Source organism: Phyllobacterium sp. T2-21 (assembly GCF_055378485.1).
Window position 1 is genome coordinate 260,308 of record NZ_AP027916.1, and the last position, 14,069, is coordinate 274,376.

The following is a 14,069-nucleotide window of genomic DNA, read 5'->3' on the forward strand; positions in this document are numbered from 1 at the left end:
TCTCTACGGCATGTATATCGATGGCGAATTCACTGCCACGGACGGCCGCGACCTCATCGAATCCGTCGATCCGGTGACCGGCGAAGTGTGGGCGCGCATCACGCGTGGCACGTCGGGCGATGTCGACCGCGCGGCAAAAGCAGCGCATCGGGCCTTCAACGAAGGCGAGTGGCCAAAAATGAATCCAAGTCAGCGCGGGGCGATGTTGCGGCGTATTGGCGATCTGGTCACGGAAAATGCCGACTGGCTCGCTTATGTCGAGCAACGCGACAACGGCAAGCTCATCGCCGAATTGTCGATGCAAATGCGCTACATGGCGAATTATTACTACTATTACGGTGGCCTCGCAGACAAGATCGAAGGGTCGGTCATCCCCACAGACAAGCCGGGTGTCCTCAACTACACCAAATATGAGCCACTCGGCGTGGTGGCTTGCATCACGCCATGGAACTCACCGCTGCCTCTCGCCAGCATGAAGATCGCACCGGCGCTTGCAGCTGGCAACACGGTGGTCTTGAAGCCATCGGAATTCACCTCTGCTTCGCTGATCGAGCTGATGAAGATTTTTGATAAGGCAGGGGTCCCTAAGGGCATTATCAATGTTGTGACCGGGCTCGGCGCGGAAGTAGGTGATGCTCTCGTCACTCACCCGCACGTGGAGCGCATCGCTTTCACCGGCGGTCCGATCGCGGGTCGGATGATCAACGAAAAGGCCGCCAAGCACATGAAGCGGGTGACATTGGAACTCGGCGGCAAGTCACCCAACATCATTTTCGAGGATGCCGACATGGACAACGCGCTGAAAGGCGCAATTGCCGGTATTTTCGCGGCTTCCGGCCAGACGTGTGTCGCGGGTTCCCGCCTTCTTGTGCAGGACAGCATTTATGACGGCTTCGTTGCCCGTCTTCTGGACATGGTCAAGCAAGCCAAATTTGGCCATCCGGGCGATCCAGAATCGCAAATTGCACCGATCTCGACCAAGCCACAATTCGAAAAGGTGAAGTCTTATGTGGACATTGCCCTTGCCGATGGCGCGAAACTTGCGCTCGGTGGTAAGCCGGCCAATGTCCCCGGCTGCCCGAACGGCTTGTTCTTTGAGCCGACAGTGTTCATCGAGGTCGACAACAAGATGCGCATCGCGCAGGAGGAGGTCTTCGGTCCGATCCTCTCAATCATCCGCTTCACGGACGAAGACGATGCAGTGCGGATCGCCAACGATATTGAGTTCGGACTTGCCGCGGGTATTTGGACCCAATCCATTGGAAGGGCGATCAACATGTCCAACCGCGTGCGCGCCGGAACGATCTGGATCAACAATTACCGCTCCACCAGCGTTACCTCTCCTTTCGGCGGCTTCAAGATGAGCGGTGTCGGGCGTGAATGCGGTATCGCCGGTATGCGTGAATATATGGAGTTGAAAAGTGTCTGGATTTCCACGGAAACCAACATTCCGAACCCGTTCATCCGTCGCTGACAACAAACAGAAAGATCGGAACATGTTGGATTATGATGTTGTAGTGGCAGGAGCCGGGCCAGTTGGGCTTGTGTCGGCGCTTGTTCTGGCCCAGGCGGGATTGAAAGTTGGCGTATTTGAAAAGCGCGACGAACTCAACCAGGTATCGAAGGCCTCCACCTTCCACGCGCCAACGCTCGATATTCTCAATCGCGTGGGCGTGTATGATGCCTTCAGCCGACAGGCACTCCATATTGACCGTCAGCAATACCGCACCACCGAAGGCGGCATTCTGGGCGAGCTCACGTTCAAGCTGCTTGAGGATGTAACGCCTTTTCCGTTCCGCAAGCACCTGGAGCAGTCGGTGCTGACACCGATCCTGTTGGAGCGGTTGCGTACGTTTCCAAATGTCGATTTCAGCTTCAATGCCGGGTGTTCCAGCCTTCAGGATCGCAGCGATAGCATCTCGGTCACGATCAACCGCAATGGACGGGAAGAGACCGTCGCTGCCCGTTTTCTGCTAGGTGCGGACGGCGCCCACAGCGCCGTGCGCCAAGCCGCAGGAATCCGCTTCGACGGCTCTCCCTATCCAGGCTTTCAGTTGCGGATCAGGACCGACGATAGCATCCGCGATGTGGTGAAGGACATCGGTCCGGTGACTTATCTGGTCGGCAAAACTCATTCTGTCAGTTTTTTACACATGCCGGATAACTGGCGCGTGATTCTGCGCGTGCCGGAAGGGATTTCGGAAGAAACGGCACTCACAGACGAATGGGCACTGGAGCGGCTGCGCGCGCTCATACCCGATTTCTATATGCCGACTGTGGTGGACAAGGATTGCTATGCGGCTCGCAAATGCCTCGCTTCCAGCGCTTCAGTTGGAAATGTCTATCTTGCGGGCGATGCGCTGCATCTTACCAATACGCGCGGCGGCATGAACATGAACTGCGGCATCCACGACGGCTTCGCTATCGCAAACGCCATGGTTGAGGCGCTCGACCAAGGCGACCGAGACGCGCTCGACCGGACGGCGTCCGAGCGTCATCGCGTCAGCCGAGACGAGCTTTTGCCGCGCACTGACACAATGGTCTCGCAGGAAAAGGCCTGGATCGCAAAGGTCAACGGCCTTTTGTCGGACAAGACCAAGGCCAGCGCCTATCTGGCGCAGACCGCCATGCTTGACATGATCGCCCTCCCAACGCGCCCTTAAAAAGTTGAGGTACCCGTTTCAATGACTGTTCAGCTTCCACCGCTTCCCGTTCCCAAGTTCCGCTTCGGTGGCGTCGTTCCTCCGGCCAATCCGACGGTTGAAATCGAATATCCGGTCCTGCTGCCCGCCGATGTCGCCTTGCACACTATGCGGCTACCGGTATTGCCAGGTGATCTTGATGACCGCAATCGCGGCTATGTCGACAGTTTCCCTGAAATGATCAAGGGCTTTGGATCGCTCAAGCTCGACGCTATCGCCATCGCGCTCACCGGTTCCCAATACCGGCTGTCGCCAACGGGAGATCGCGAGCTCTGTGATCGGCTCTCCGACAAGGCAGGTATTCCGGTCGAAACCGGCACGATCGCCATCGACAAGGCGTTGAAGAGACTTGGCGTGAATACGGTGAGCCTGATGTCGCCATATCCGAACCATCAGACCCAGCTTGCCTGCCGATATTGGGAAGATGCTGGCTATGGAGTGCATAGTGTCAGTCAATTCGAAGACAAGCTCGTTGCCTATCACGTAACACCGGAAGAGATAGGCAATGCGCTGAAGCGCTTGGATGCCGCGGCCGATGGCGCCATCATCCTGAGCGGCACGGGAATGCGCACCATCGATATGCTGGCCGCGACTGGGCGCGAAATCGCGGTTCCGGTCCTTGCATCCAACATTTGCAGCATATGGAGCCTGACGGCGAACTGGGGCGAGCCGTCTTCCTGGATGCGGGCGGTCACGCCGCCGGCCCTGCTGAAATGAATAAATACCAACCCAAAGAAACCAAAAGGGGACCATCTGCCATGAAACACACTATTCTCAGCGCTCTCGCGTTTAGCCTTTCCATCGCGGCCGGCGCTCAGGCGGCCGACAACAATTTCACACTGGCGCTTGCGCGCAATACCATCACCGCCGGCGAGGAAACATTCACCTACGCCGTACCGAAACAGCTCGGTTATTTCGATCAGGAAAAGCTGAGGCCGGCCATCCTGCAGACCGATGGCTCAACCGCGGCCCTTCAAGCGGTTGCTTCTGGTTCGGCCGATATCGGCTATGCCTCATCGGCCAGCATTGCTGCGGCCATCGACAAGGGCGTGGCGCTTAAGGCCTTCGCCGGCATTACTGTGCAGTGGCCGTACTTCATCGGCGTGCCTAAGAGCTCGTCCATCAAGTCGCTGACCGATCTCAAGGGCAAGCGTATCGGCGTGATTAGCCTTGCTTCTGCCTCATATGCCGACCTGCGTGCCAATCTTAAGCTCGCCGGCCTCAAGGAAACCGACGTGACCATCGTGCCGGTCGGCGCGGGCGCGCGGGCTGCTGCCGCGCTCAAAGCCGATCAGGTCGATGCCATCGACAGCTATTCCGATAGCTTCACTGTGATGAGCCAGAACGGCGTCGAACTCAATCTCTTGAAGCGCCCAGACGAGATGACCAAGCTCTTCAGCGTGACCATGGTGACGAGCGACAAAACGCTGAAGGATAAGCCGGCGGAACTGGCAGCTTTTGCCCGCGCTGCCTATAAGGGTATCATCTACACCAAGCTTTATCCGGAAAGCGCGCTGAAGCTTTCCTTTGCCGAATTCCCGCAGCTTGCTGGCGCGAGCGACCCGAACGGCCAGGATGCCAAGAATACGGGAGCGGCCATGAAGATCGCGTTGGGCGATTCAATTCCATCCGGCAAGGCGGATCCGGCGAGCTGGGGTCAGTGGCTCAACTTGCCCGCTGAACGTTGGGATGCTGTTCTCAGCTTTGCTCACGAAACCGGACAAACGGACAAGAAGCTGACGGTGGCGCAGATCTGGGACGGCTCGCTAATGCCGAAGATCTATGATTTCGACGAAAAATCGATTGTCGAGAAGAAGTAAGACACCGGACATGGAGCAGTTCCGGGATGGAAACGTCCCGGGGGGCCGCTCCATTTTCCTCCTTGATCGCATTTTGCGGCACGTCTCTTTCGCACCCTGAGCGCAAATGCCGTAGACATCGACTGAAAGACATGGCGATGAATAGTATTTCCACACCGCTGATCCGGATCAACGGGCTGACCAAACAATATCACACGCGCACTGGCGACGTCACGGTGGCCCTCGACAAGGTTCATCTGGACATTGTTGACGGAGAGTTCATTGCGTTGGTTGGGCCTTCCGGGTGTGGCAAGACCACGCTTCTGAAAATACTGGCGGGGTTGGAAGGTCGGTTTGGCGGTGAGGCGCGTCTTGGCGACAAGGCAATCATCAAGCCTGCGCCAGAGGTCGGAGTGGTTTTCCAGGAACCGACGCTTTTGCCTTGGCGCACGATCCTGCAGAACATCCTTCTCCCGGTGGAATTAATGCGGCTGGATCGCAAGACGTACACGGAACGTGCTTTAGAGCTAATGGAGATGATCGGCCTCAAAGGATTCGAAAACAAATATCCGCGAGAGCTTTCGGGCGGTATGCGTCAGCGAGCCGGTATCTGCCGCGCTCTGGTGCGTGACCCGAAGGTGCTTTTGATGGACGAACCGTTTGGCGCACTCGACGCCATGACGCGCGAGTTTCTCAACACCGAACTGCAGCGCATCTGGATGCGGAGCGGTAAGACCGTGGTCTTTGTCACCCATTCCATTCCGGAAGCTGTATTCCTCGCAGATCGAGTGGTGGTGATGAGCCCGCGGCCGGGCCGCATCAGCGAGGTGATCCCGGTGATGCTGCCGCGCGAACGCAAGTTAAGTGATCTTTCGCGGGCCGGAGACGTGCTGGCCCGCATTCGCGGCCACTTCAATGACAGTTCGATGATCGACTGACATGTCGGTCCACCATACCAAGCCCATTTCAGCGAGATAGTCCGATGCAAAGCGATAGCTCCAAACTGGTACAGGCCGTTCTGGTCATTCTTGTCTTCCTCCTGGTGACAGGCGGCTGGGAATTCTATGTCTGGGCGAGCGGCACGCCTGCTTATGTGTTGCCTGCCCCTTCAGTCGTTGGCGCGCAACTCTGGTCTCTGCTGGGGAGCCCGGTGTTCTGGGCCAATTTCTGGGTTACCATGTATGAAGTGCTCATGGGTTATCTCCTCGGCATCATCATCGCCGTGGTGCTGGGTGTGCTGATCTCCCAGGTGCGATTGCTCGACTTGAGCTTGATGCCATACATTGTCGCCTTTCAGACAATTCCAAGCGTGGCGCTTGCGCCGATCTTCCTGCAATGGTTCGGCTACGGGCTCGCTTCAAAGATCGTTATGGCCGGGTTGATCGCCTTCTTCCCCATGTTGGTTAACGTGATTGCTGGACTTCAAGCCTCGGGGCGCGACGAGATCCAGATGCTGAAGGCTTTTGGCGCTAATCGTTTTCAGATCCTCATGAAGGTGCGCGTACCCAATGCCATGCCCTATGTCTTTGCCGGTCTCGGTCTGAGCGTAGTCTTTGCACTGGTTGGCGCCATTGTTGCGGAGTTCGTCGGTGCGCAGATGGGTCTTGGCAAAATGATCCTGCAATTCAACGAGCAGTTCAACATTGCAGGCATGTTCGCTGTTCTGGTTGTGCTGGCAACCATCGGAATGACCATGCATTCCATCGTCGGTATCGCCCGTCGCCGCATAGTCTTCTGGGCCGGCGAACATTGAGGAGGCTTCGGCCCCTCGATCGCTGGCTTTAATACACCTCTCCCGAGGCGCACCGCTTCCGGACATGTTCTAATCCACGATATGAAAGAATGACTATTATGAGCCGCGCAATCGTTCCCTCCGCCGAAGCCGCCTATTCCGGCTCACTACGCTATCGCGATTATGCCTCGCAGTATCTTGCCAACGGCGTCTCCTCAACGCCCCGCGCTGCGCAGCGCCCTGTACCGCTGGCGATCGAGCATGCTCGCGGCGCTGTCGTCACCGACGTCGACGGCAATGATTACATCGACTACACGATGGGTTATGGACCACTCATCCTCGGCCACAGTCCGGTGCCGGTGATCGAGCGGCTGAAAGCTGAAATAGACAAAGGGTTCCGCACCGCGAGCGTCCACCCCAGCGAGGGGTGTCTCGCGGAATTGATCGCCGAGACGGTGCCTTGCGCTGAAATGACATCGTTCGTGAGCAGCGGCACAGAGGCGGTGCAGCTTGCACTGCGCATCGCGCGTGCGGTGACCGGGCGCACCAAAATCGTCAAATTCCGTTCCAATTATCATGGTTGGTTCGACAATATTCACATCGCCAACAATCCAGGCAATGATGGGCCGAGTTCGGCAGGGCAGGACCCGCAGGCGGCGAATAATGTTACGCTGGTCGACTGGGGCGATTCCGATGCGTTGGCGTCGGTTTTGTGCGACGAATATGCTGCTGTCATTCTGGAGGCCGCGGCCATCAACGCCGGCTGCTTTGCGCCGCCGGCAGGCTTCCTGCAGGTCGCTCGCGATCTTACGCGAAGGCACGGCGCCGTATTGATTTTCGACGAAGTGATCTCCGGCTTCCGCTTGGGGCTTGGCGGTGCGCAGGCCGTCTATGGCATTACGCCCGACATGGCAGTATTGGGTAAGGCACTAGGCGCAGGCCTGCCAATCAGCGCCGTCACAGGCAATCGAGCCGTCATGGCGCCGTTGGTAGACGGTCGAGTTCTGCATCGTGGCACCTTCAACGGCAATCCGCTTTCAGTGGGCGCGGCCGTCGCTTGCGTGGAATATCTGCGTACGCATGCCGCGGAAATCTACCCGCGTATGGAGGCGCAGGGTGAGGACATCGCCAGCCATTTTAATACCGAGGCCCGCGCGCTCGATCTTGATTTTTGTGCGAACCGTATTGGTTCGGCCATCCAACTGTTCGCAGGCATGCGGCGGCTCGATCGGATTGATGACCTCGCCAAGGCCGACAAGATCAAGGTGGTGAAACTGACCGAGGCATGCGTTCTGAACGGGCTCAACCCGCTACCGCGTGGGCTCATGTATCTGTCTGCCTCCCATACGCCAGAACAGATCGCTGCCACGAAGGAGGCGTTCTCGCACATCTTGCGGTCCTTTAAGTCTGGCGCATAAGCCACTGGTAACATTCCCGGAGTTGATGCCTATGATCAAGCATGAGGTTATTATTCCAGAACGCATGCGGCTTCTCGTCGACCGCGCTGGCTACGCACCGGCTGTACGGGCAGGCGACGTGCTGTTCTGTGCCGGACAGATCGGACGCACAGCTGATCTGGAAGTCATTAAGGGTCCGGAAAGGCAGTTTGAAGCCTGTTGGGATAATTTGGCGGCAGTCCTAGCTGCCGCTGGCTGCAGTTTTCAGGATGTGGTTGAAATGACCACCTATCATGTGTGCATGAGCGAGCATATGGATCTGTTTCGGACAGTAAAGAACCGCGTATTTCCCCGCGGCTCCTGCGCATGGACAAGGATTGGTGTAGCTGAACTCGCTCATCCCGACCTGCTGGTTGAAATCAAGGCGATTGCGTTCATCCCCTGTCGGGATTGATCCGCTCTCGTGTCAAATCACTGGTAACGCATGGTCCAGCAGCGAAAATTGAGGCCAGCATGCCTCGGAACTACGCCCCTGAACGGCCTCAACTTGTCGCTTACTATGCGCCGGATACCCAAAGCGGACCTTCGCAATCTCCAGCCCGCGGGGTGTTAAACAAAGAGCCTCCGGCAGAGGCGAAAGAAGCTCGGTCGGACATTAAGTCTGCGAAACTATTCGTGTACGGAGAATCAAGCTGGGATATTCCGGCTTAAGCCGGATGCACGAACACTCATTCAGTCACAAACGGCCGCGTTTGAATTGTCCGTGTGGAACTTTGAGCCCCTCACGCCTCCATATCCGTTCTACCCGTTTCACATTCACTACCCAACCCGCACGATGCAGAATCGCGGTGATGCGGCGACTATTGTGATCTGGGACCAAGAGATCGCGAGCAGTGGAAATCAACAGTATGCAGTCAGGAAAGGGCCCACGGATTGACTATCTGCAGATCAAGGGACTGAAAGTCCTTCACGTTGCGAGTGGCGAGTGTCAAATTATGGATAAGTGCTGTAGCAGCAATTAATCCATCCATTGAGGCTAAACCGTACCCCCGCTGTTTGGATGCAGCCATCAGATCGCCCCAGGCGACTGCTACCTGTTGATCAACAGGAAGTAAGCGTCCCGAAAAGCGATCGGTTAGCTCATTCGTAAGCCAATCAGCCAGTGCGTCACGCTTGCGTCCTTGCTCCAACAATGCAATTCCGCGCCTGATTTCAGCCAGTGAGATGACGCTGATGAATGCTCGATCTTCGTCAAGTTCGGCGAGCCAGTTCAGAACTGATAATTCGGGCTGCGGGCGCCGCACTTCTGAAAGGATGTTCGTATCGAGTAAAAGGTTCACAGGGTCACGTCACGGGGTTCGTCGCGTTCGCGATCGATGTCAATGTCGGCACCTCGTAAGGGCGAGGACAGCAGAAACTCGGCTAAATTCCCTTTGCGAGCGGTCTTCCGTCCCCATTCTTCCACAGAGACCATAACTACGCTTGGCTTGCCGTTTCGCGTGATCGTTTGCGGTTCGTGATGGGCTCGTTCAATCACCTCTGAAAGGTGCGCCTTTGCGCCGGCAACGGTCCAGACTGGCGTTGATGATTTGGTCTGCGGACCCATGACGGGTACTCCTTTGACTACTATGACCATAATGACTATGTAGCATGGAAACAACTTCAACTCAAGGTGGCGCGCACCATATTGGCGCTTCTCGTCAAGGGTGGCACATACCAAGCGCCGGCGATCATGGCGAAGGTGTAGGAACAGAATTCCTGGTGTCTCGGCGTCGGGATAGAGCAGCAAGTACGAAAGCGTGATTACCCTGGGGGTGACACCTCGATGCCGATCAGACCGTCTGACTCAGTGCGCCATTGAGCGCGCAAAATTGATCATGCGTTCGGCATCGCAGATACCATCATGGTCAGCGGTCACATGAGAACCGCATCAACAGGTTGGACCTATGACCGCGCACCCAACAGGAATCCACGCACTCAATCCCTTGCCATCTGGGCCGTTCCACATATGAGTCAGAGCCAATTCTCAATGGAAATATCCCGGGTCACTTCTCAGCGCAAATCTACAAATAGCCGTTGTTCAGCCACCTGCCGCCCTACAACTTTTCTATATGGCTCCCATTTAGTGCGGTTATGTTGCTTGATGCATCAAATACAGTCATAAGGTGCAACTTATAACGAAATGAGTGATTGTACCAAGGCGCCCACAATGTCCGATTTACCTGTTCTGGACCATGATAATCTGAGCAACACTGTCTATGCCACACTATGCGATGCTTTGATCAAAGGCCAGTTTCAGCCTGGTGATCGTTTGAAGATTCGGGAGATTGCTGAACAGCTTGGAACGAGTGTGACGCCTGTACGCGATGCGATCATACGGCTGACCCACGACGACGCCATCGAGTTCCAATCCGCGCGCCATATTCGAATTCCGGTTGTGAGCAGGACGCGCTATCTGGAGATACGCGCTATCCGCCTTAAACTTGAAGCATTAGCCGCCGAAACTGCCGCTGAGTTGGCAACGAAAGCCGATATCGAACTTCTGACCGATATATTGGTTCAAAATGAGAAGGCTTTGACGGAGCGCGATAGGATCAGAGGAACGGAGCTTAATCAGGCATTCCATTTTCAGTTGTCCACCATTGCTGAACTGCCTGTACTCTACGGGATATTACGACGGCTCTGGTTGCAGATGGGGCCTCTTATAGCTGACGCATACCTGGATGGCGGACGTACCATGATTGATTATCACTATCCCGTCATTGATGCATTGAAGCGACGCGATGGTGGCGCTGCGGCCCGCGCTATTATGGACGATATCGAGCAGGGCACGCATTGCATTCTTAAGCACATCGCGATGTTCGAGGAAAAATCCATTCTCTGATGCGATAGAAAAGCAGAAATCGCTTGCTCAATGCTGAAAAGCAAATATGATGCATCAAACATCTTATTGAGATCGGATTGGGAATGGCTGCGGGATATATGTTGCTAACTGGCGCAAGCCGGGGAATTGGCCATGCCACAGTAAAACTGTTTCAGGAAAAGGGTTGGCGGATTCTCACGGTTTCGCGGCAGCCTTTCTCCGAGGAATGCAGATGGCCGTCCGCAAGAGAAAGTCATATCCAGGCTGATCTGGCCGATCTGGGCAATATTCCATCGCTTGTTGCTGCTGTGAGGGAGCGATTGCCAGACGGTAAACTCCACGCGCTTGTCAATAATGCCGGCATATCGCCCAAAGGACCGCAGGGTAGCCGTTTGGGCGTCATTGGCTCCGATGCGGAAACGTGGACAAGGGTGCTGAATGTCAATCTTGTATCGACAGCTTTGCTCGCCCGTGCGCTGTTGCCAGAACTTGAGGCAGCGAAGGGGTCGATCGTCAATGTCACCTCGATTGCAGGGACGCGTGTTCACCCCTTTGCCGGTGTGGCCTATGCGGCTTCGAAAGCCGGATTGGGGTTGCTGACGCGGGAACTGGCGCATGAATTTGGTCCAAGAGGTGTTCGTGCCAATGCGATTGCACCAGGTGAGATCGAGACGTCGATCCTTTCGCCCGGTACCGACGATCTGGTCAGCCGCGAAGTTCCTATGGGGCGTCTGGGAGATCCCAAAGAGGTCGCCGAGACCATTTATTTCCTCTGTACAGAGGCTTCGTCCTACATCAACGGAGCGGAAATCCATATCAATGGCGGGCAACACGTTTGATCCCATATTTGAAGGCTGATAGCCATGATCTATGATTTCTGTGTTATCGGTGGCGGCATTGTCGGACTCGCCACGGCTCTCGCCATTCAAACAAGGGAGCCTGCCGCCAACATGTTGGTTCTCGAAAAGGAAGCGGCAATTGCTGGTCATCAGACAGGGCACAATAGTGGGGTGATTCATGCCGGTGTTTACTATCAACCAGGCTCGCTGAAAGCCCGTTTGTGCCGGGAAGGATCTGAAGCGATAAAGCAGTTCTGCCGGGACAATGCTATCACATTTGATGAATGCGGCAAACTTATCATCGCGACGAACGATATTGAACTGGACCGTTTGAATCAGCTCGAAGAGCGCGCTGTGCAAAACGAAATAGCGGCGACACGACTGAACAAAAATGCGCTTCAGGCCATTGAATCTCGGGTGACGGGAAAGGGCGCATTGCTCGTCCCTTCCACTGGCATCGTTGATTACGGAAAGGTATCTCAGGCGATGGCATTGGCATTTGCACGCAATGGCGGCGAGGTCCGTTGCAATTCGCGTGTAACGGCAATCAACGAAGGCGAGCAATTCATTGAGATTCGGGTAGGAGATATCCCAATTTCCTGCCGAAAACTTATTGCATGTGCGGGATTGCAATCCGATAGAATTGCGCGTTTGGCCGGTCAGAAAATTGAACACAGGATCGTACCCTTTCGCGGAGAATATTATGCCCTGCCGCAAGCCAAGGCGAAGGTGGTCAAACACCTTATCTATCCCGTTCCTGATCCTGATTTGCCCTTTCTTGGCATTCATCTGACGCGAACTATCGATGGCGGGATAACGGTTGGCCCGAATGCGGTTTTAGGTTTTGCCCGTGAAGGATACGAGAAGGGAAGCATCGACCTGAAAGACATCGGTGCGATGATTGGCTTTCCCGGATTCTGGCGCATGGCCAAGCAGAATTGGCGATCGGCTCTCGGCGAGTTTTCCAACTCGATATCGAAGCAGCGATATCTTGCCGAGTGTCAAAAATATTGTCCGGAGCTTGAACACAAAGATCTTGTGAGCCCCATCGTCGGCATCCGTGCGCAGGCGGTTATGAATGATGGTACGCTTGTTCATGACTTTCTCTTTAAGTCCTCCGATCGCATCCTGCATGTATGCAACGCACCATCGCCAGCCGCTACATCGGCTATTCCCATTGGCCGTATGATCGCGGATCGACTCTTCGACACGAAGATCAATTGAACGTCAATTTTAACGGTGGAGGATCGGCTTGAATCAGAACAGGAATTTCATTGGCGGTGCATGGGAGGAAAGCAGCGCTGCTACTAGGAACATCAACCCCAGTGATACAAATGATGTGATAGGCGAATACGCTTCCGCCGATCGTCCATCTGCAGACGCTGCCATCGACGCCGCCGCTACGGCATTTAAAACATGGTCCCGGTCAAATCCTGAAGTTCGGTCGGATATTCTCGATAGAATAGGCACCGAAATTCTGGCTCGACGGGAAGAGCTTGGAACGCTTCTGTCGCGCGAAGAGGGCAAGATACTCGTCGAAGGCATTGGCGAAGTCGTCCGTGCAGGCCGTGTGTTCAAGTTCTTTGCAGGAGAGGCGCTTCGCCTTAATGGCGAGCGGGTCAGGTCCGTCAGAAGCGGAGTGGACATTGATGTCGTTCGGGAACCGGAGGGGGTGATAGGATTGATCACCCCCTGGAATTTCCCGATAGCAATTCCTGCCTGGAAGATCGCGCCGGCATTGGCTTATGGCAATTGCGTTGTTTTCAAACCCGCGGAACTTGTCCCGGGATCCGCCTGGGCACTGGCGGAGATCATATCACGTTCCGGACTTCCAGAGGGCGTCTTCAATCTCGTTATTGGCTCGGGCTCAACGGTCGGACAGACACTCGTAGATTCAACCAAAGTTTGCGCAATCAGCTTTACAGGATCGGTTCAGACCGGACGCCGTATTGGTGCAGCAAGTTTCGAGAGCGGCAAGAAATTCCAGCTCGAAATGGGTGGCAAGAACCCGCTGATCGTCCTGAATGATGCCAATCTGGAACTTGCGGTCAACACCGCCGTCAACGGCGCTTTCTTTTCGACCGGGCAGCGTTGCACGGCATCGAGCCGGTTGATTGTACAGGATGGCATTCACGATCGCTTTGTCGAAGCCGTAGAAGAGAAACTTGGAGCGCTGAAAGTTGGGCACGCCTTGGATACTCAATCCGAAATCGGGCCAGTCGTGAGCGCTGCGCAGCTGGCCCAGAACATCGAGTACATCCAGATCGGGAAAGGAGAGGGCGCTCGGCTTGCGATTGGTGGGGAGCGGCTTACGCGTGACCATTCTGGACACTATATGTCACCTGCATTGCTCGTTGAGACTGACAACCGGATGCGGATTAATCGGGAAGAGATCTTCGGGCCTGTTGCAAGCATTATACGGGTCAAAGATTATGAAGAGGCCGTGGAGACGGCTAACGACACGCAATTTGGCCTCTCATCTGGAATCTGCACCACGTCACTTAAATATGCCGAAGATTTCAAACATCGCTCGGAAGCAGGGATGGTTATGGTGAATTTGCCAACCGCAGGTGTTGATTACCACGTGCCGTTCGGGGGGCGTAAAGGTTCCTCATACGGACCCAGAGAACAAGGCTCCTATGCCCGCGAGTTCTACACGAGCGTTAAAACCGCATACACATCCGCTTGAACGGGTTGGTCATTGGACTGATGACCAACGTTGAAAAAATTATGTCTT

At 55.4% G+C, this 14,069-nt stretch carries 14 protein-coding genes and 1 pseudogene; 12 read left to right on the plus strand and 3 right to left on the minus strand.

Annotated elements, in window-relative coordinates; genetic code table 11:
* Nucleotides 1–10: 10 nt before the first annotated feature.
* The 8 genes from ACZ5FP_RS26045 (at nucleotide 11) to ACZ5FP_RS26080 (ending at nucleotide 8,084) form a co-directional block, all read left to right on the plus strand.
* Nucleotides 11–1,474, plus strand: a complete 1,464-nt coding sequence (locus ACZ5FP_RS26045; RefSeq protein ID WP_464665409.1) for an aldehyde dehydrogenase — start codon at nucleotides 11–13, stop codon at nucleotides 1,472–1,474.
* Nucleotides 1,475–1,496: 22 nt separating this feature from the next.
* Nucleotides 1,497–2,663, plus strand: a complete 1,167-nt coding sequence (locus ACZ5FP_RS26050; RefSeq protein WP_464665374.1) for an FAD-dependent oxidoreductase — start codon at nucleotides 1,497–1,499, stop codon at nucleotides 2,661–2,663.
* A 21-nt stretch (nucleotides 2,664–2,684) separates the two neighbouring features.
* On the plus strand, nucleotides 2,685–3,419 hold the full coding sequence (locus ACZ5FP_RS26055) for a maleate cis-trans isomerase family protein (protein ID WP_464665375.1): 735 nt from the start codon (nucleotides 2,685–2,687) through the stop codon (nucleotides 3,417–3,419).
* Nucleotides 3,420–3,460: 41 nt separating this feature from the next.
* Entirely contained in the window at nucleotides 3,461–4,522 is a 1,062-nt protein-coding gene (locus ACZ5FP_RS26060) for an ABC transporter substrate-binding protein (RefSeq protein WP_464665376.1), read from the plus strand.
* A 131-nt stretch (nucleotides 4,523–4,653) separates the two neighbouring features.
* Nucleotides 4,654–5,439, plus strand: coding sequence for an ABC transporter ATP-binding protein (locus ACZ5FP_RS26065; protein WP_464665377.1), 786 nt, complete (start codon nucleotides 4,654–4,656; stop codon nucleotides 5,437–5,439).
* Nucleotides 5,440–5,483: 44 nt separating this feature from the next.
* On the plus strand, nucleotides 5,484–6,254 hold the full coding sequence (locus tag ACZ5FP_RS26070; protein WP_464665378.1) for an ABC transporter permease: 771 nt from the start codon (nucleotides 5,484–5,486) through the stop codon (nucleotides 6,252–6,254).
* 98 nt (nucleotides 6,255–6,352) lie between these two features.
* Entirely contained in the window at nucleotides 6,353–7,651 is a 1,299-nt protein-coding gene (locus ACZ5FP_RS26075) for an aspartate aminotransferase family protein (protein WP_464665379.1), read from the plus strand.
* A gap of 31 nt (nucleotides 7,652–7,682) precedes the next feature.
* Complete coding sequence (locus ACZ5FP_RS26080) at nucleotides 7,683–8,084, plus strand: RidA family protein (RefSeq protein ID WP_464665380.1); 402 nt, start codon at nucleotides 7,683–7,685, stop codon at nucleotides 8,082–8,084.
* A 285-nt stretch (nucleotides 8,085–8,369) separates the two neighbouring features.
* Here the strand turns inward: ACZ5FP_RS26080 and ACZ5FP_RS26085 are convergent.
* The 3 genes and pseudogenes from ACZ5FP_RS26085 to ACZ5FP_RS26095 all read right to left on the minus strand — a co-directional run.
* Nucleotides 8,370–8,489 (minus strand): annotated as a pseudogene (locus ACZ5FP_RS26085) (IS3 family transposase); the annotation flags it as partial.
* Between the two features lie 55 nt (nucleotides 8,490–8,544).
* The gene (locus ACZ5FP_RS26090; protein ID WP_464665381.1) at nucleotides 8,545–8,970 is read right to left on the minus strand and encodes a PIN domain-containing protein; all 426 of its coding nucleotides are present in this window, start codon (nucleotides 8,968–8,970) and stop codon (nucleotides 8,545–8,547) included.
* Nucleotides 8,967–9,236, minus strand: coding sequence for a type II toxin-antitoxin system Phd/YefM family antitoxin (locus ACZ5FP_RS26095; RefSeq protein ID WP_464665200.1), 270 nt, complete (start codon nucleotides 9,234–9,236; stop codon nucleotides 8,967–8,969). The genes ACZ5FP_RS26090 and ACZ5FP_RS26095 overlap by 4 nt, the downstream gene beginning before the upstream one ends.
* A gap of 603 nt (nucleotides 9,237–9,839) precedes the next feature.
* Here ACZ5FP_RS26095 and ACZ5FP_RS26100 point away from each other — a divergent pair.
* The 4 genes from ACZ5FP_RS26100 (at nucleotide 9,840) to ACZ5FP_RS26115 (ending at nucleotide 14,021) form a co-directional block, all read left to right on the plus strand.
* Nucleotides 9,840–10,514: a GntR family transcriptional regulator gene (locus ACZ5FP_RS26100; RefSeq protein WP_464665382.1), complete on the plus strand. Its 675-nt coding sequence runs from the start codon at nucleotides 9,840–9,842 to the stop codon at nucleotides 10,512–10,514.
* An 83-nt stretch (nucleotides 10,515–10,597) separates the two neighbouring features.
* Complete coding sequence (locus tag ACZ5FP_RS26105; protein WP_464665383.1) at nucleotides 10,598–11,332, plus strand: SDR family NAD(P)-dependent oxidoreductase; 735 nt, start codon at nucleotides 10,598–10,600, stop codon at nucleotides 11,330–11,332.
* Between the two features lie 24 nt (nucleotides 11,333–11,356).
* Entirely contained in the window at nucleotides 11,357–12,556 is a 1,200-nt protein-coding gene (lhgO, locus tag ACZ5FP_RS26110) for an L-2-hydroxyglutarate oxidase (RefSeq protein WP_464665384.1), read from the plus strand.
* Between the two features lie 28 nt (nucleotides 12,557–12,584).
* Nucleotides 12,585–14,021, plus strand: coding sequence for an aldehyde dehydrogenase family protein (locus tag ACZ5FP_RS26115; protein WP_464665385.1), 1,437 nt, complete (start codon nucleotides 12,585–12,587; stop codon nucleotides 14,019–14,021).
* Nucleotides 14,022–14,069 lie beyond the last annotated feature (48 nt).

What these genes read in the sequence shown, in the direction of transcription:
- ACZ5FP_RS26045 (WP_464665409.1), top strand. Translation starts at nt 11, where the DNA reads ATGTATATCGATGGCGAATTCACTGCCACGGACGGCCGCGACCTCATC.
- ACZ5FP_RS26050 (WP_464665374.1), top strand. Translation starts at nt 1,497, where the DNA reads ATGTTGGATTATGATGTTGTAGTGGCAGGAGCCGGGCCAGTTGGGCTT.
- ACZ5FP_RS26055 (WP_464665375.1), top strand. Translation starts at nt 2,685, where the DNA reads ATGACTGTTCAGCTTCCACCGCTTCCCGTTCCCAAGTTCCGCTTCGGT.
- ACZ5FP_RS26060 (WP_464665376.1), top strand. Translation starts at nt 3,461, where the DNA reads ATGAAACACACTATTCTCAGCGCTCTCGCGTTTAGCCTTTCCATCGCG.
- ACZ5FP_RS26065 (WP_464665377.1), top strand. Translation starts at nt 4,654, where the DNA reads ATGGCGATGAATAGTATTTCCACACCGCTGATCCGGATCAACGGGCTG.
- ACZ5FP_RS26070 (WP_464665378.1), top strand. Translation starts at nt 5,484, where the DNA reads ATGCAAAGCGATAGCTCCAAACTGGTACAGGCCGTTCTGGTCATTCTT.
- ACZ5FP_RS26075 (WP_464665379.1), top strand. Translation starts at nt 6,353, where the DNA reads ATGAGCCGCGCAATCGTTCCCTCCGCCGAAGCCGCCTATTCCGGCTCA.
- ACZ5FP_RS26080 (WP_464665380.1), top strand. Translation starts at nt 7,683, where the DNA reads ATGATCAAGCATGAGGTTATTATTCCAGAACGCATGCGGCTTCTCGTC.
- ACZ5FP_RS26095 (WP_464665200.1), bottom strand. Translation starts at nt 9,236, where the DNA reads ATGGGTCCGCAGACCAAATCATCAACGCCAGTCTGGACCGTTGCCGGC.
- ACZ5FP_RS26100 (WP_464665382.1), top strand. Translation starts at nt 9,840, where the DNA reads ATGTCCGATTTACCTGTTCTGGACCATGATAATCTGAGCAACACTGTC.
- ACZ5FP_RS26105 (WP_464665383.1), top strand. Translation starts at nt 10,598, where the DNA reads ATGGCTGCGGGATATATGTTGCTAACTGGCGCAAGCCGGGGAATTGGC.
- lhgO (WP_464665384.1), top strand. Translation starts at nt 11,357, where the DNA reads ATGATCTATGATTTCTGTGTTATCGGTGGCGGCATTGTCGGACTCGCC.